We start from the raw sequence: 18229 nt of genomic DNA on the forward strand, positions 1-18229 counted from the left end.
TCTTCGTTACACTCAGAATGACAAAAATAGAACAATAACAATTATCCCACCTTCATCTTATATTATCTTTTTGCATCGTAATCGAACCAGTCAAAATAGGCTTTGGCTTTACTTGGCTTCCCATTCGAAGAGGTGTAGAGCCCTATCATCACCCCTGTAAATCCACCTGCAACCTCAGTACTCAGGTATCGGGTGTCTAGCCTTCCCAATTCATTGAAGTTGTCGCTATCGGCTTCTGCGCAATAAAAAGCGTATTGCGAAGGTGTACCTTCAATCTTTAATTTCAGCTTATTACTTTTAACTTGTTTTTCTCCTGCAATGTAAGAAAGTGATCCCACTTTTACACGTAATTGCACTATATACTGGCTGCCCGATTTTTTCAATAACAAGTCGTAGTGATGCGTATTATTTTGTATCAAAGTCATTCCCGCTTCCTCGTTATTCGCTGATGAATTGAACTCTAAAAGAGTTTCAGCTCTGAAATCATGCTCTGTTTGTCGGCGGCAGATCATTGATATAGCCTCAGTTTCGTCTAATGTATATGGAGAAGTAGTGATTCTTATCCATCCTTTCTTTTCTGTCAACGAATAATTTTCTCTGATAGGATTACGTAAATATTGCCACTCGAAACCAAGTTTGTCTGCATCAAAGTTTGTACGTATAGCTGCTTTTTCTACCGGATGGAGTGGGAGTGTAGGAACGTCCATATTTAGCGATACAGTTCCGTTTCCGTTCACTTGTGGCCAGCCACCTTTAGGCCAGTCTACAGGAGCTAAGAATGTTTCACGTCCAAGTACATGATAATATGCCCATTGATGCGTTACTCTGAATCCTAGAAATACCATCCACCAAGAGCCGTCTTTTGCCTGTACAAGATCTGCATGTCCTACACCCTGTATAGTATTGCTTTGCCCTCTTCGGTTGGCATGAGTCAGTATCGGATTTAATGGACATGATTCGTAAGGACCGAATATATTCTTGCTGCGTCCTATCGTGGCACTGTGCATATATTCTGTTCCTCCTTCACCCAGCAAAAGATAATAGAAACCATCTTTTTTGTAAATGTGGGGAGCTTCAGGGAAACGACCTCCTATGCCGCCCCAAACAAGACGTTCCGGAGATAATACCTTACCTGTTTTAATATCGATTTCTGTAACTCGGATACCCTCATCACCTTGAGTTACAAAATATGTTTTACCATCTTCATCCCAGAAAATGTCAGGGTCTATGCTTTTTATATCTACCCAGATAGGGTCGCTCCAAGGTCCTGCCGGATCGGTAGCCGTACAATAAAAATTACCTTTATCCGATACGTTTGTACAAATGACATAAAATAGCCCATCGTGGTAACGTATAGACGGAGCATATAGTCCTCCAGATGCTGAAACTTTGTGTAATGACAACTGCGAATCTCTTGTTAGGCAATGTCCTATTTGTTTCCAGTTTATCAGATCCTTGCTATGATAGATAGGTAGCCCCGGAAAATATTCGAATGATGAAGTTACAAGATAGAAATCGTCTCCTACTCTGCAAACACTCGGATCGGGATTGAACCCCGGTATTATAGGATTTTTGTATCCCGTTTGCGAAAAAGCCTGACTGATCAACAAAGTAGTGAGGCAAAAGAGAAAGAATGCTCTAAAAACGCTTTTCATGGTCTTCTGTTATATGATTGTTTTTCAATTTATATAATAAAAAGGTGACAAAAGTGACACTTTTTTCAAAGATTCTGTTTGTCACCTTTCCATTTCTGTCAGGTTCCTATATAAAGATAACTTTACTTCACATTTATTGTTACAGAGCTTTTTACATCTGCAGATGATGCAGCACAATGCAATGTGAACTTATCCGATTCTACGACCCATTCGTGTGCTTTGTCATTGAAGAAAGCAAGGTCTTTGACAGGTATTGACAGTTCTACATTTTTAGTCTCTCCGGCTTTTAAGAAAACCTTTTTGAACGCTTTCAATTCTTTAGCAGGGCGTTCCATCGAAGGTTTTTGCTGTGATGCATATATCTGTACCGATTCTGCACCGTCAACGTTTCCTTTGTTAGTAAGAGTTAGGCTTATTTTAATTTCGTCATTTTTAGTGTACTCTTTCTTGTCTGTAGAAGCTTTACCATACTCGAATGTGGTATATGACAATCCATATCCGAAAGGAAATAATGCTGGAATTTTCTTTGTATCGTGCCAACGGTAACCAACCAAGATATCTTCTTTGTATATCTGCTTGATGCTATCTCCCGGATAGGAAATTGTACCGAAAGACATAGCACCGTTATCTTCTAACTTCTTCGGAATACTGAATGGTAACTTTCCGGAAGGATTGATGTCACCTGCAATTACATTCGCTGTCGCATTTCCTGCTTCCGAACCAAGGTACCATGACTGCATCAAAGCTGGTACTTTATCCAACCACGGCATAGCTACGGCATTTCCACTCACGATAAAGATTCCCATGTTCTTATTTACTTTCAACAAGTCTTCGATCAGTTCGTTCTGACCAAATGGCAGGTCGTAAGAAGTACGGTCTCCGCCTTCGCAGTCTTGTTGATAGTTCTTGTTTAACCCGCCGAAGAATAAAACAACGTCTGCATCTTTAACCAAAGCCAAAGCTTCTCGCTTCAATGAATCCGCGTTGTACGGAGATGGAATAAAATGATCATATACGCTAGGTCCTGAACCGTACCCCATTGTGTAGAATACCTTATCAGTGCCATATTTAATTTTCAATCCTTCGAGGGGAGAAACTTCTTTCTTTACTTTAAGTTCAGACGATCCTCCACCTACGGTTAAAGAACGGGTTGCATTTTCTCCGATTACAACAATTTTCTTGTAGCGGTCTTTAGCTATCGGGAAAAAGTTATTTGTATTTTTCATCAATACAATACCTTGCTCAGCCACTTCACGGCTTACAGCTGCATGTTCGGGTGTCGCAAAACTACCGTATGGACGGTTTCTGTCCATATTTGTTCTAAAGTTTAGACGTAATACTCTACGAACCTTATCATCGAGGGTAGACATCGGCAATTCGCCCTTTTCCAACATCTTCAGATATGGTTTTGCCAGATAGTAATTGTCGTAAGCAAAACTTTGACCCCATGTGAGCCCGTTAGTCCAAGTTCCCATTTCTATATCAAGACCGTACAACGCTGCTTCACGTGTGTTGTGGGCACTTCCCCAATCTGTAACTACCACACCGTCATAATTCCATTCTCCTTTTAGTATCTGATTGATAAGTCTTTCGTGATGGCTGCAATACTGGCCTCTATATTTGTTATAAGAACCCATTATTGCCCATACCTTGCCTTCTTCTACTCCGGCTTTGAATGCAGGCAGGTATATTTCATATAACGCTCTGTCGCTCACTTCCACATCGATATGCCCGCGCCATAGTTCTTGGTTATTTAGGGCAAAGTGTTTCATCGTTGCAGCTACTCCGTTTTGTTGTACCCCTTTAACGAAAGGAACAACCATCTTAGAGGCTAAGTAAGGGTCTTCACCCATATATTCAAAGTTACGGCCATTCATCGGCGTGCGATAAATATTGACACCGGGTCCAAGAATCATTTCTTTTTTTCTGAAACGAGCTTCTTCTCCCAGTGCATTTCCGTATTTCAGAGAAAGCTCGGGGTTGAATGTCGCAGCTAAACATGTTAATGCAGGGAAAGCAGTGCATGAGTCGTTTGTCCATCCTGCATGGTTCCATGTATCCCAGTCTATTTCCATACGTACCCCATGAGGGCCGTCGCTCATCCATATTTCAGGAATACCTAGACGAGGAACTCCGGGTGTACTAAATTTAGATTGAGCATGTATCATTGCAATCTTTTCTTCCAAAGTCATTCTTGATAGAGCATCTTCTATTCTGACCTCCATAAGTTTACTATCGTCAAGGTAGACCGGAATCTGTTTTGTTTGTCCGTTTGCTTGCAATAAGAGTAAGCCGAATAATACATAAAAAAATAGTTTCTTCATGTTTTCTGTAATTGTTTAATATTTATTTGTTTAACGTAATTTCAATTTTATTTCCCTTATTCAATGTCAGGTATAATCTATTACTTTCTATTTTATAGTTCTTTGTTCCTGCAATCAAAGGCTTTCCGCTAGGTAGTTTAATCACAAACTGATTGCTTGCAGTTGCCGTGATATGTATATATTGGATCTTGTTATCTTTCCATTTAAAGGAAATTTCTGCACCCCCTCTTACTTTCATGCCTCTCACTTCTCCGTTCTTCCACCCGTCGGGTATAGCAGGCAGTAGTTCTATAAAACCTTCATGGCTTTGCAGAAGCATTTCCCCTATTCCGGCTGATCCGCCAAAGTTGCCATCTATTTGCATAGGAGGGTGTGCACTGAACAGATTTGGATAGGTGCCCCAGTTATTTTCAGCAGGTTTCAACAGGTCGCCAATCAGTTTATAAGCTTTGTTTCCGTCTTTGAGCCGTGCCCAGAAATTAATTTTCCATGCCATAGACCATCCTGTAGACTGATCTCCTCGTCTTGTCAGGGTGACTTTAGCCGCTTGCATCAGTTCGGGAGTCTTTTCATAGGAAAGTTCATTTCCCGGATGTAGTCCATACAGTTGTGATACATGGCGATGGTGGATTTCACTCTCTTCATAATCTTCGAGCCATTCCATTACCTGTCCGTATTTTCCGATTGAAGTAGGTGCTAGTCGTTCTTTTTTCGCTGAAATATCTTGGATCCATTCATTATCTACCTCTAATATTTTTGCAGCATTCGTTACGTTTGTAAATAATTCGCGAATAATCTGATTGTCCATCGCTGAGCCTGTACAGATACTTACCACGTCTCCCGATGGTGTTATGTAAGCGTTCTCAGGAGAAGTAGTCGGAGCCGTAACCAAATAACCGTTGTTAGGGTCTTCGATCAGCATGTCCTCAAAGAATAAAGCCGCACCTTTCATTGTCGGATATACCGATTTTAGATATTCTTTATCCTGAGTGTATAAGTAGTGTTCCCAGAGATGCTGGCACATCCATGCGCCGGCCGTGTTGGTTGCTCCCCATGAAGGGTGTTCTCCGGGAGAAGTGAAGCCCCATACATTACTCAAAATATGAACGACCCATCCATTGCTGTTATAATATATTTTTGCTGTTTTTTCTCCCGGCTCTACCAACGATTTCACAAATTCGATAGTAGGTTTGTGGAGCTCGGAAAGATTAAACATTTCAGCTCCCCAAAGATTCATCTGTAGATTGATATTCAAATGATAATCAGCATTCCAAGGGGTGTTTATTTGTGGAGCCCACAGTCCTTGCAGGTTAGGAGGGAGGCTTCCCTCTCGGGTAGACGATATTAATAGATAACGACCGTACTGCATATATAAGGCAGCCAGATCGTAATCTGTTTTGTCTGTTGCAAATGCTTCCAGTCGCTTATCTATTGCTAGTGAGGAATTCTTATTTTTTTCTAAAGTGAGATCTACACGATTAAAAAGAACCTGATATTTTGCAATATGTTTCTTTTTTAGTTTCTCGTAATTGACTCCGGCATTGTTCAAGAGGTCAGAAGCTGTTTTTTCATGATTCGTACCGTTGTAGTTGGTCGCTAATGAAACATATAGGGTGACTTCATTAGCATTCTTAATATCTATCTCCTTGTCCGTAGCTGATAATTCTCCTCCTTTGTTTATCACTTTCACCATTCCCAGATATTTCATTCCCGAATGGTTTTCTCCTGCTTCCAATTGTCCAAAAATATAAAGAGTGTTGCCGCTCGCATAAGTTTTAAAATTCTCATCACGTTGCAATGATATCTTTAGGCTTAATGCTTCCGGCTTACTTGCTGTATATTTTACTAATCCGATGTCATCAGAAAAAGACGTAAAGTATTCTCGTTTGTATTCTACATCATTTTTAGAGAAAGAAACAGTAGATAGAGCATTATTCATGTCCAGCACCCTTTTATACTGTGTCGCTTCAGATTTGTCAGGGTATATAAAGTCTACATACAGGTTCGCAAAAATCTGAAATTTACCATATTCCAAACCTGCACTTCCTTTGCCTTTGCAGGTGAAGGTTTTGTACATTAATTCCTGAGCCTCTTTATTCTTTTTCTCAAATAGAAGTCTTCTTATTTCACCCAGATATTTATAAGCTTCGGGATTATCAGCATCCTGCTTGTTGCCCGACCATAGAGAAATTTCATTTAATACGACTCGTTCCTTTTCTATTCCACCCCAAGGCATCATCCCTATTCTGCCATTTCCTAATGGGATTGATTCTTCCCAGATGGATGCCGGCTTATCGAAATAGTATTGCCATTCGTTTTGTTTATTTTGAGCAGAAAGTCCACTCCATGAAAAAATAAAAAATAATAAAAATAGTTTGTAGAACTTCATTTTTTACTTGTTTATCCTATAATGCACACCTTGTATTTGTCCTTTTTCCAGCTGATAATTACTACCCGATTTTGTAAGAATAATATCTGTTAGTTTATTGTCTGACGGAAGACAAACGAATCCTGTCGCTTTTTCTTTGTCTCCATAAACTTTTAGTTCTATATCAGACCAATTGATTTTATCTGTAGATTGAGCAAGTTGGGCGTGCGGGATAACAGCACCCTCGCGCACCAGAATGATAGCTGGGATTTTGCCGGCTTCTACCACATTCCATCCTTGTTGATATGTTTTTCCACTTTGATAATCGATCCAGTTGCCTTTGGGCAGATATACATTTCGTTCTGTTCCGGCTTCCATCATCGGAGCTACTAATATGTCAGTCCCAAAGAGATACTGATCTTCTACAAGCCATGCTCCGGGATCGTCGGGATATTCCACAAACAAAGCCCGAACCATAGGCAACCCTTTTTCGGTACATAATTTAGCTTGTGCATAAATGTACGGCATTAATTTGTATTTCATTTCGGCCGATTCACGAAAAGCTTTTACAAAGTTATCGTTATATAGCCAAGGCTCTTTTGGTGGTGCTCCATGTGCACGGCTATGCGATGTCAAAAATCCGAAAGGTAACCAACGTCGATACAGATTCTCGGGAGCAGCAACCACAAATCCTCCTATATCGTGACTCCAGAAAGAAAAGCCGCTTAGTCCGAATGAGAGGCCTCCGCGTAATGTTGCATCCATACCGATATCTGTATTCGCAGCATCGCCACCCCAATGGAGAGGATAGCGTTGGCTTCCTGCCCAAGCACTGCGAGCCCAGATAATATTTTCATTGTTGACTTCTTTGGTGATGTCTGCAACAGCTTTGTTGTAACGCAGCGGATACAGATTGTGCTCGTACCATCCACCACGCCCTGATGCATAAAATCCTTCTATTGGTGCGGCTTCTCCGAAGTCTACTTTTATTGCACCAACTCCCATTTTTAGTAATCCTGCAAGTTTGTCCTGATACCATTTTACAGTCTCAAGGTTGGAAAAGTCTAAAACTGCATCTTCATAAGGCATTTCTCCTTTTGAGTTTTTTACATGCAAGTTTTTCTCTATTATTTCATTGAAAAATTTATTTTTAGGTGTAAAATAAGTCAGTTGCCACAGCGAGATATGGAATCCATCTTTCTTTAGATCGTCAATCATTTTCTGAGGATTGGAAAACCTCGATGGCGCAAATTTATAGTCGCATTGCCAGTCTGTTTCGAACCATCCTGTATCGAAGTGAATAACATCGGACGGGATTTTATATGAGCGTAGTTTGGCTGCGACATCATAACCCTCGCTTTGCTCAAAGTAAGTGATTCGGCTCATCCATGTGCCAAACGACCAGAGTGGAGGCATAGATGGCTTCCCTACTATTTCGGTATATTCATTCAGTATGTCTTTCGGTTCGCCGATAAATATGAACAGATCGAGTGCTTCATCTCCCATGAACAGCTTGTTTGCACCTACATAGGTATTCCCGAAATCGCAAGTGACAGGGGCTGATGTGTGCATAAACATACCGTAACCACGATTACTCATAAAGAAAGGAACAGGCTTGTACATTTGATCTGTTTCGGGGCCTTGCGGATCGGTAACGAATAGATTAACCTTTTGACCTCTCTTGTCTAACTTGGTTACAGATTCGCCGCAACCAAATATTTTTTCTCCCGGAGACAATGAAAATACTGGGTTTATTGCGCGGCTATTATCCAATCCCCGTTTGATGAAGTTGAAAGGGATAACCTTTACTTGCGAAGAATCATTGTCGCACCAACGCCATGTATCGGTCAATCGTTTTCCTTTTTCGTCTTTCAACGTGATACGGAATGGATTTTCTTCAATTTCTATACTGCCGTAATTGCTTTTGTAAGTATGCGTATTCCCTGTTTTAGAATATTTCCAGGAACTGTCTTTGCCCGGTTCTTTGACTAACATAGGAGAGTCGAACGGTTTAGGTTGGACAGGGGTTGTCAACATTCTTATTCGCAATGTGCGTGGTGTCACAAAATCTACCGAGAAGTCTAATTCGGGGTTTTGCTCATAGGCTTCGCCCGGAAAATCTAACATCTTTAAATCTTGTGGTAAGATTGTATTTACATTAAAAGCCTGACGAGTGTACAATGATGTTCGTTTCCACGAGATTTTCCCTTTCCCTTCTGCTCCGTTAAATGAAGCCACTTTGTCGGCAAAGAAAAATGTATTGTGAAAATCCTTAAAGTCGATACTCATGTCGATAGGTTCACCTAATATGCGTTTTTGTTGAGCCGCAAGCTGCGTGCTGAAGCAAATGATGAGGCAAAGAATAATTCGTATTTTCATAGGTCTTAGATTGGTTATTTTAGTTGTATTTCTTTTGTCAGCCTGATATCTTCCGAAGATGATCCTATCAAGAGATTCACTGTTCCGGGTTCTATTACAAACGAGTCTTTATCGTTGTCCCAATATGCTAGATCTTCGGCTCTTAGAGTGAATTCAAAAGTTTTACTTTCTCCTTTTTTGACCATCGTGCGATCGAAGCCTTTTAGCTGTTTGATTGGTCGTATAACTTTTGACTGAGGAAACGATACATATAGTTGGGCTACTTCTTCTCCATCCACATCTCCTGTATTTTTTACATTTACTGATACTTTTAAATCTTTTCCTTTAGAAAGAGTAGAAGAAGATAAAGCCATATCGGAGTAGGTGAAATTTGTGTAGCTAAGACCATATCCGAAAGGGTATAGCGACTTTTCTTTTGCATACATGTATGTGCGGCCGTTCCGTATATCATAATCCATCATCGGGGGTAGGTCGGCAATGGATTTTACCCAAGTCTGATTTGTTCTGCCCGCAGGATTATAATCGCCGAAGATTACGTCAGCCAGACCGTTTCCGAGTTCCTGACTGTTGTTTGTAATATGCAGTATCGCCGGTATATTTTCTTGCGACCAGTTTATAGCAAAAGGGAAGCTGCTGACCAGTACCATTACGGTATTGGGGTTCGCTTTGTGTACAATCTTTACTAAGTCTTCTTGTTCGAGTGATAAAGCTTTGCGATCCACAGCCTCACGTCCGTCGCTCGGTACAGGTGAGTATTTCCATTTAGGATCGGTGCCATATACATGATTTCCAACGCATACTATGGCTATATCTGCTTTCTGTGCGGCAAGATAGGCTTTGTCCATTTCATTCGAAGGCTCGTGTATAACTTCGACATTGTTACCGACTGCATTTTTTATACCTTGTAGTATGGAAACTGTATAAGGCGGAGTGCCGCTATACCAGTCTAGTAATACTTCGTTGGCTCGTGGACCAATAATTGCAATCCTCTTAATGTTTTCCTTCTTTAAAGGCAATAGTTTTTTCTCATTTTTTAGTAGCACGACAGATTTTGCAGTAACCAGACGTACAAAATCTTGTATTTCTTTATTTCTCCACACCGAAACTGTATCTGTAACTCCTATATGAGCATAAGGTAGTTTTGTCTGATCTCCATCTAGCAGGCCTAACTTCAATGCGATATAGAAATTTCCCCGTATAGCCTTGTCTATATCTGCTTCTGTCAGCATTCCTTTTTCTAAGGCTTCGTATATGTATGGACGGAAATTATCAAGAAATTGCCCTACACCGGCTTTTACGATGGCTGCACTGCCTTCTGTGTGGGTTGGGAATGTCTTATGTGCTTTTATCAACAGATCAAGAGCTCCTCCGTCGGTACAGATTATTCCTTTAAAGTTACAGTCTTTACGAATGTCTTTCAAAATAGGGTGGATCGTCATGGGTATTCCGTTCCAGCTATTATAAGCTGCCATGAAAGCCTGAGAGCCGCCCTTTTCTATACCTTTTCGGAAAGGATATGAATAATACTCGTGAAACAGTCGATTATCAAAATTAGAGGATGTCGAATCGCGCCCATCTTCATTACTGTTTGCAAGGAAATGTTTCATTAAGGATGCCGATTTCCAGTATCGGGGATTGTCTCCTTGTAGTCCTTTTATAAAGGCTACCGCCATCTCCGATACCAGAAAAGGGTCTTCTCCAAAACTCTCCTCCGTGCGTCCCCAACGTGGGTCCCGGGCTAAGTCTGCATTGGGGGCACGCATTACCAAACCTCCTTTTGTATATCTTTCGTTTTGTGTGTAATATCTTATTTCTGTGGCTTCTATGTCAGCTACTTTTTTTATCAGTTCTGTATCCCATGTCTCACCTAGTCCATAGGCCTGAGGAAATGTAGTTGTAGGATATACATCGGGCACACGCTGATAATTTACCATTTTGAAACCACCCCAGTTACCGGGGCCTCCCAGTGCCATCCCGTGCAATCCTTCAGAATGTCCTGTGTTTCGAATTCCTAAGCGAGGAACGCCTAAGTTTGTGGATAGTGCATTTATTTTCTCGTCAATTGTCATTATAGACAGTAGATTGTCGAGGCGTTTTTCGTCGCTTAAGTTTGTGTTTTGGAACGGATAGACATATTGTGCAAATACCCCGGTATTCGCAAACAAAATAAATAGCAGAATAAGTAATAGTTTTTTCATGGAATAGATTTTAACCGTACAATACAAAAATATTACATCTTTAGCTTAAAATCTATTCCGTATGTTTCATAAAGGGGGGTAATATGTTTACTGGATCATTTCGATACGTTTTTTTTATACTCATTAGGGGTTACACCAAATTCCTCTTTAAAATACTTGCGGAAATATTTGGGATCATTAAATCCTACCTGAAAGGCAATTTCATTGACAAACATCTGGCTTTTTTCCAATAAATCAGCTGCTCTCTTTAAACGAATAAAGCGGATAAACTCAGAAGGGGTCTTGTCTGTCAGAGCCAATATTTTTTTGTAAAAATAGACCCGGCTCATACCCATCTCTTTGCAAAGGTCTTCTACAAGAAATTCAGGATTTCCAATGTTTTCTTCCACAATAGAGATTGTTTTTTGTACAAACTTTTCGTCCATAGATGTTATCTCTATTTCGCTCAGGGAGATATCTATTTTCTTCTTGAAGTTGCTATGTATCTTTTTTTGCCTCTCGATGATCTTCGCTATTTTTAGTTTCAGCATGTCAATGTTGAAAGGCTTGGAGATATAATCGTCTGCTCCTGCCTCAATACCCGAATATTTGCTTTCTTCCGACGATTTGGCCGTAAGTAGTATGATCGGAATATGTGAAGTTCGTATATCACCTTTTACATGCCTGCAAAACTCATAGCCATCCATCTTTGGCATCATAACATCGCATAATATAATATCCGGTAGTTGATCGAGTACAATGCTGTATCCTTCTTCTCCATCGTTTGCTATAACGGTGCGATAATCGTCTATAAACAAGCTGGTGATAAATTCACAAAAGTCTTCATTGTCATCAACTATTAGTAGAAGCGGAAGATGTGCCCGTTGCGCCGACTTTAAATCGAGCTCGGCTCCTTCTTTTATTTCGCTAATAGAAATATCTCCCGAATGTATAATGTCTTGGTTGCTTAACTCCTTATATGTCGAATTTTGTATAGGCAGTAATATTGTAAAAGTAGAACCCTTTCCTTCTGTACTTTCCACTTGTATTTCGCCTCCATGTAATTTTACATATTCACTGGCTAAATGGAGTCCAACTCCGGTTCCCGATTGATTGTTTTTTTCTGCTTTTTCTATTCTGAAGAAGCGTTCAAATATTTTCTCGAGATATTCTTTCTCTATGCCAACGCCTGTATCAGAAACTTTTAGGCATAGCTGTTTGGTTGGTGTATCTGTTTGTAACAGTTCGGAAATGCCAATACTGACATCTATCTGTCCGTCTTCTGTATATTTGAATGCATTGGAAATCAGATTGGATATGATTTTATGCATCTTTTCTTTATCAAACTCCATCTGCAGTTCTTGCAGATACGTTGTGAATGTAAGTTTTATTGATTTCTCTCCTGCCAATGCCGAGAACGACTGACATATTTCTTTTGTAAATTCTATAATATTCCCTCGTGAAATATTCAGAGTCATCTTGTTTTGGTCAAACTTCCTGAAATCAAGTATTTCGTTCACCATGTTCAGCAAGTTTTTAGCATTCTTGTGCATGATGCTCATCGTTGCTTTTTGCTCGTCCGATATAGATGATTTCATAAGTTTCTCCAACGGTGTAAGAATGAGCGTGAGCGGAGTCTTGAATTCATGGCTTATATTGGTAAAGAATTTGAATTTCAATTCGTCTACTTCATGTATTTTCTGAGCTTCCAGTATTTTTTGAGCCTGTTCGTATTCTTCTTTTTGTTTATTCAACTTATATTTTATGAAAAACCTTAAGATCGTGATCGTGATGAGTATGTATATAATGGTTGCCCACCATGATAGCCAAAATGGGGGTTTTACTACGATTGTCAAAACAATAGGCTCACTGCTCCATACATTATCGTCATTGCTGGCGTAAACAATAAGTTTGTATGTGCCGGCATTAAGGTTGGAATATGATGCCGAGCCGATTCCGGTGCTTGTTTCAGTCCATTTGTTATCCAATCCTTCCAACATGTATTTATATCGATTCTTCTCGGGATGGATGTAATTTAGGGATGAAAATTGTATTGTAAAATTGGTTTCACCGTAATGTAAAACAATCTCATCGAGGTCTGTTATTGATTTTTCGAGAATAACACGTCCATTGTATTTTGTATTCGGTTTAATCACCTGATTGGTAATAAGAAGATCTGTGAAATGCGGTTTAGGTACATTTTTATTAAATACTATTTTTCTTGGATCGAAAGATGTATATCCTTTAGTGCTGCCTATGTAGATAATTCCGTCTTTGTCTTTAAATATAGCATTCGTATTAAATACCGAACCCGGCAGTCCGTCGTTAACATCGAAAGATGCGATTGTATACGTCAGTTTCTGATTGTCATACTTACAGTAGAAACATACCAATCCGTTTCGGGTTCCTGCCCATATATTGCCATCATTATCTTCTATGAGTGATACAACTTCATCACCCGGTAGCCCTTCGTTGGTTGTAATGTATTCAAATCGCTGTTTTGTAGGATAATATACATTGATCCCTTTGTCCGTAGCAATCCATAAAAGACCTCTTGAATCTACAATCAGATTGTTTATAACAATACTGGTAAGGGAATCGAGAAATGTGTTGTTCGGAAAGTATTTTCTTACTTCTTTTTTACTTTCGTCTAATACGCATATTCCTCTGTCGGTACTTAGAAATATATTATTTTGAGTATCTACAAACATAGATACAATATAATTGGATAAAAGATCTTTACTGTTACTCATATTGTGATGAGTAAACGTATCCCTTGCTGGATTTAATTGATCTATACCGCCCCCAAGAGTTGCGATCCATAAATTATGGTCGTTGTCTTCGGTAAGGCTATACACACTTTTGCTCGAAAGAGAGTTTAAGTTAGTCTCATTCAATTGGAATTTCTTGAAACTTTTACCGTCAAAGGAGTTCAGCCCTCCCATGAAAGTTCCAATCCAAAGTGTTTGTGTGTGATCTTCGTATATTGATGTGATAATATCAGACGAGATGCTTCCCGCATCGTTAGGATTGTTACGAAAACGTTCTACTTGCTCCGTGCTTTGATCGTATTTGATAAGACCGGTTCCATTTGTCCCTATCCAAAGATTATTACTCTTGTCTTTGTATAAACTATTGCAGTCGAATATTTCTGCATTTTTGTTGAACATATAAAAGAGAGGTGATTTCCTAAATTTGAAAAGATTTGGATGATAATAAGATGCTCCACTTTTGTATGTCCCTACCCATACTGTTCCGTTAGGTTCACTATAGAAACTGATGATAGAGTTCTGACTGATGGAATTATGATTGTATATATCATTTTTAAGAACCGTTATCTTTTGATTCTTTTTGTCCAGAATGCTTATTCCACCGTGATCTGTTCCTATCCATATCAGTCCGTTAATATCCTGTCCCACACATCTGACAAAGCTACTCGATAATGCAACCTTACTATTGGTGTCCAGTAAAGTCCATTGTCCTTTTTTTGTATTTAGATATACTACGCCTTTATCCGCTATACTTGGATAAACCCAAATGTCATTATCAGAATCTATAAATAAGGATTTCTGTATTGTAGAGTTTTGGTTGTTGTCTTTAAAGAATGTATTTCGCATGTCCACTCTGTTTGTCTGCATGTTTACACGCTCCAAAAGTCCGTCGTTGTGAAGAACCCAAATGTAGCTATCCTTTATTTTTATATCGGAGATATCAGACAGAGCCAGATCATTTGTATTCTTCGATTGCTTATAGATTGTTATTTTGTTAGTAGTTGCATCGTATTTGTGAATACCCTTTCCCGGATATGAGATGTATAAATCTTTCTTCTTGTCAATTTCTATAATAGCTGGTGCGGGTGGTAACCCTATATCGCTTAGCAATGAATCTATATTGTTTATAAAAGATTCCGATTTCCAGTCATATAGCATATAAACCCCTGCACTCGACTGCAACCATAGGTTTCCCTTTATATCTTCTTGTATTCCTGTAAAACGGTCGTACGATGGACTTTTACTATCATTCTTTATATTCTTATATGTTTTAAAGTTTATCCCGTCGTACCTGTTGAGCCCCATATTTGTACCAAACCATATAAAACCACGGCTGTCCTTCAAGATTGCTTCCACTTGATTGTTTGATAAGCCGTTTGTATTATTCAAATGAGAAAATTCAAATTGCTGAGCTTTTATGATAAAAGAGAATAAGAGGAATAGAAGGGTGTATAATGGTTTTTTCATTGCTAGGTATTCAGGTTCGATGGATACAAATTTATATAAATAAAGCGATTCCTAATGTTTTGTTAGCATTTTAATCCCTAAATGGAAACATTTAAACCCCTGTAGAGAATCTTTAACGGTTGCATTAAAAACATTTAAGAATGCCTCTCTGCATATTCAGGGATATTTTTGTATCAATGAAACTTAAACCATAATAACCATGAAAAAAAATCAACTGCTTTTGGTCGGTTTATTGTCGATGGCTCTATTCATCGGCTGTAAAAGCGGACCATATCAGAGAACGAGTGACGGAATAATTGTAAACCTGAAAACGGACAATGCTTTAGCTACAAAGAACATCAGATTGCAAGTTGTCAATGATGATGTAATCCATGTTTCGGCTACTCCCGGCTATAAGTTTTCTGACAAAAAAAGTCTTATTACCATATATGATAAAACACAAACAACAGGATGGGATGCTAAAGAGGAAAACGGAAATGTTGTTCTTAAAACAGCATCTACCATTGCTACGGTATCTTTGACTACAGGAGAGGTTACTTTCTCTGATATAAATGGTAATGTGCTTCTAGCTGAAAATAAAGGAGGAGGTAAATCATTTTCTGATATTGAAGTCGAAGGAACAAAAGCATATACTATGCAGCAAGTCTTTGAATCTCCTGCCGATGAGGCTTTTTATGGACTTGGACAACATCAGGCTGATGAGTTTAACTACAAGGGAAAGAATGAGGTTCTTTTCCAATATAATACAAAAGTGTCTGTTCCGTTTGTTTTATCGAGCAAAAACTATGGGATACTTTGGGATAACTACTCACTGACTAAATTCGGTGATTCTCGTGATTATCTCGACTTGGATCAATTTAAGCTATATGACAAAACAGGAAAAGAAGGTGGGCTGACCGCTACTTATATGGTAAATGCGGATCCAAATAAAGTTTTTGTAGAAAGAGCCGAATCACAGATTGATTACGAAAATCTGGAAACAATAAAGAAGTTTCCTCAAGACTTTCCGTTCTTCAATTCTCGCATCACTTGGGAAGGAGATATAGAGGCAAAGGAAACTGGTAAATATCATTTTATACTTTATTATGCAGGTTATACAACTATATCATTAGATAATGAGGTAATAGTGCCTGAAAGATGGCGTACGGCATGGAATCCGAATAGCTATAAGTTCACAGTGGATATGAAAGCCGGTGAAAAACGTAAAATAAAACTCGATTGGAAACCCGATGGCGGTATATCATATATAGGACTTAAAGCTTTGAGCCCGAAATCTCAGGAAGAACAAAACAAGTTGGCTCTTTGGTCAGAGATGGGCGATCAGATCGACTATTATTTTATTCGTGGAAACAGTGCCGATGATGTGATTAAAGGATATAGGACTGTTACAGGAAAATCGCAAATTATGCCTAAATGGGCAATGGGATTCTGGCAAAGCCGCGAAAGATACAAAACTCAGACAGAATTGCTTGGCGTTGTAGATGAATACCGCAAGAGAAATATACCCCTAGATAACATAATATTAGATTGGTCGTATTGGCCGAAAGATGCATGGGGAAGCCATGATTTTGATACCGAGCGTTTCCCTGATGCAAAAGGAATGATGGATAGCGTACATGCAAAAGATGCACATATTATGATTTCTGTATGGCCTAAATTTTATTATACGACAGATAATTACAAGGCTTTTGACGAAAAAGGATGGATGTTTAACCGTGCTGTAAAAGATAGCATCCGCGATTGGATCAGCCCGGGTTACATTGGAGGATTTTATGATGCTTACAGCGAAGGTGCTCGCAAACTATTTTGGGATCAGTTGAACGAAAAGCTATATTCTAAAGGTATTGATGCTTGGTGGATGGATGCTTCCGAGCCGGATATTTTATCAAATGCAAGTATACAGTACCGTAAAGAGCTAATGACTCCTACAGCTTTAGGCCCATCAGTTGAGTACTTTAACGCTTACGCTCTTGTTAATGCACAGGGTATTTATGAAGGTCAGCGTTCTACTAATCCTAACAACCGTGTCTTCTTGCTTACCCGTTCTGGCTTTGCCGGACTACAACGTTATTCTACAGCTACATGGAGTGGCGATATTGGTACTCGTTGGGAAGATATGAAAGCTCAGATTTCAGCCGGACTTAATTTTGCTATGTCGGGTATTCCTTATTGGACAATGGATATCGGTGGTTTCTGTGTCGAAAAACGTTATGAAAATGCGAAAGAAGGCTCAGAAGATATGAAAGAATGGAGAGAGCTGAATGCTCGTTGGTTCCAGTTTGGTGCATTCTGTCCGCTATTCCGTAGTCATGGACAATATCCTTATCGTGAGATCTACAATATTGCTCCTGAAGGACATCCTGCATATAATAGCATGGTTCATTACACCAAGCTTCGTTATCAGATGATGCCATACATCTATTCATTGGCCGGAATGACATACTTCAATGATTATACTATTATGCGTGCTTTGGTAATGGATTTCGGAAAAGATGCAGCTACTCATAATATAAGCGATCAATATATGTTTGGGCCGAACCTGATGGTTTGTCCGGTATATCAATACAAAGCAACATCCCGTGATGTATATTTCCCTGCCGGTACAAATTGGTACAACTATGATACAGGAGAATATGTTACCGGAGGAAAAAGCATAAAAGTATCTGCACCCTACGAACGTATGCCTCTCTTTGTACAAGAAGGTTCTATTTTGCCTATGGGAAATGATATTCAGACTACCAAAGAAGCTCAAACAGATCTCACCATAAAAGTATATACAGGTAAAAACGGAGAGTTTACTTTATACGAAGACGAAGGGGTAAACTACAACTATGAGAATGGGGCATATTCGACTATTAAGTTCAGTTATGATGAAGCCTCTCAGCAGCTTACTGTCGATGATATTAAAGGCGAATATGCGGGTATGGCTAAAGATAGAATATTGAAAGTAGAATGGATTACCAAAGGAAAGAAAAACACAATATCTGAAGTGAAATACTCAGGAAAGAAGATCTCTGTAAAAAGGGCAGAATAAAGCAGAATTATTGTTATTACATAAATCACTTTTAGTTCAGATTCACTAATACTA

At 39.2% G+C, this 18229-nt stretch carries 7 protein-coding genes; 1 reads left to right on the forward strand and 6 read right to left on the reverse strand.

Annotated elements, in window-relative coordinates; translation table 11 throughout:
* Positions 1-62: 62 nt before the first annotated feature.
* The 6 genes from E4T88_RS02295 to E4T88_RS02320 all read right to left on the reverse strand — a co-directional run bounded on the left by E4T88_RS02295 (position 63) and on the right by E4T88_RS02320 (position 15141).
* Positions 63-1655 (reverse strand): glycoside hydrolase family 43 protein, encoded by a 1593-nt coding sequence (locus E4T88_RS02295; protein WP_135103859.1) that lies wholly within the window; start codon positions 1653-1655, stop codon positions 63-65.
* A gap of 122 nt (positions 1656-1777) precedes the next feature.
* A complete protein-coding gene (locus E4T88_RS02300) occupies positions 1778-3979 on the reverse strand; it encodes a beta-glucosidase (protein WP_135103860.1) in 2202 nt (733 codons plus the stop codon).
* Positions 3980-4001: 22 nt separating this feature from the next.
* On the reverse strand, positions 4002-6368 hold the full coding sequence (locus E4T88_RS02305) for a glycoside hydrolase family 95 protein (RefSeq protein WP_135103861.1): 2367 nt from the start codon (positions 6366-6368) through the stop codon (positions 4002-4004).
* Between the two features lie 3 nt (positions 6369-6371).
* Positions 6372-8726, reverse strand: coding sequence for a glycoside hydrolase family 31 protein (locus E4T88_RS02310; protein ID WP_438503319.1), 2355 nt, complete (start codon positions 8724-8726; stop codon positions 6372-6374).
* Between the two features lie 14 nt (positions 8727-8740).
* Positions 8741-10924, reverse strand: coding sequence for a glycoside hydrolase family 3 C-terminal domain-containing protein (locus tag E4T88_RS02315; protein ID WP_135103862.1), 2184 nt, complete (start codon positions 10922-10924; stop codon positions 8741-8743).
* A 95-nt stretch (positions 10925-11019) separates the two neighbouring features.
* On the reverse strand, positions 11020-15141 hold the full coding sequence (locus E4T88_RS02320) for a hybrid sensor histidine kinase/response regulator transcription factor (protein WP_228093669.1): 4122 nt from the start codon (positions 15139-15141) through the stop codon (positions 11020-11022).
* 199 nt (positions 15142-15340) lie between these two features.
* Here E4T88_RS02320 and E4T88_RS02325 point away from each other — a divergent pair, with 199 nt between their 5' ends.
* Complete coding sequence (locus E4T88_RS02325) at positions 15341-18175, forward strand: TIM-barrel domain-containing protein (protein WP_135103863.1); 2835 nt, start codon at positions 15341-15343, stop codon at positions 18173-18175.
* Positions 18176-18229: the final 54 nt, after the last annotated feature.

The sequence above is a fragment of the Dysgonomonas mossii genome, assembly GCF_004569505.1.
Classification (GTDB): domain Bacteria; phylum Bacteroidota; class Bacteroidia; order Bacteroidales; family Dysgonomonadaceae; genus Dysgonomonas.

What these genes read in the sequence shown, in the direction of transcription:
- E4T88_RS02295 (WP_135103859.1), bottom strand. Translation starts at nt 1,655, where the DNA reads ATGAAAAGCGTTTTTAGAGCATTCTTTCTCTTTTGCCTCACTACTTTG.
- E4T88_RS02300 (WP_135103860.1), bottom strand. Translation starts at nt 3,979, where the DNA reads ATGAAGAAACTATTTTTTTATGTATTATTCGGCTTACTCTTATTGCAA.
- E4T88_RS02305 (WP_135103861.1), bottom strand. Translation starts at nt 6,368, where the DNA reads ATGAAGTTCTACAAACTATTTTTATTATTTTTTATTTTTTCATGGAGT.
- E4T88_RS02310 (WP_438503319.1), bottom strand. Translation starts at nt 8,726, where the DNA reads ATGAAAATACGAATTATTCTTTGCCTCATCATTTGCTTCAGCACGCAG.
- E4T88_RS02315 (WP_135103862.1), bottom strand. Translation starts at nt 10,924, where the DNA reads ATGAAAAAACTATTACTTATTCTGCTATTTATTTTGTTTGCGAATACC.
- E4T88_RS02320 (WP_228093669.1), bottom strand. Translation starts at nt 15,141, where the DNA reads ATGAAAAAACCATTATACACCCTTCTATTCCTCTTATTCTCTTTTATC.
- E4T88_RS02325 (WP_135103863.1), top strand. Translation starts at nt 15,341, where the DNA reads ATGAAAAAAAATCAACTGCTTTTGGTCGGTTTATTGTCGATGGCTCTA.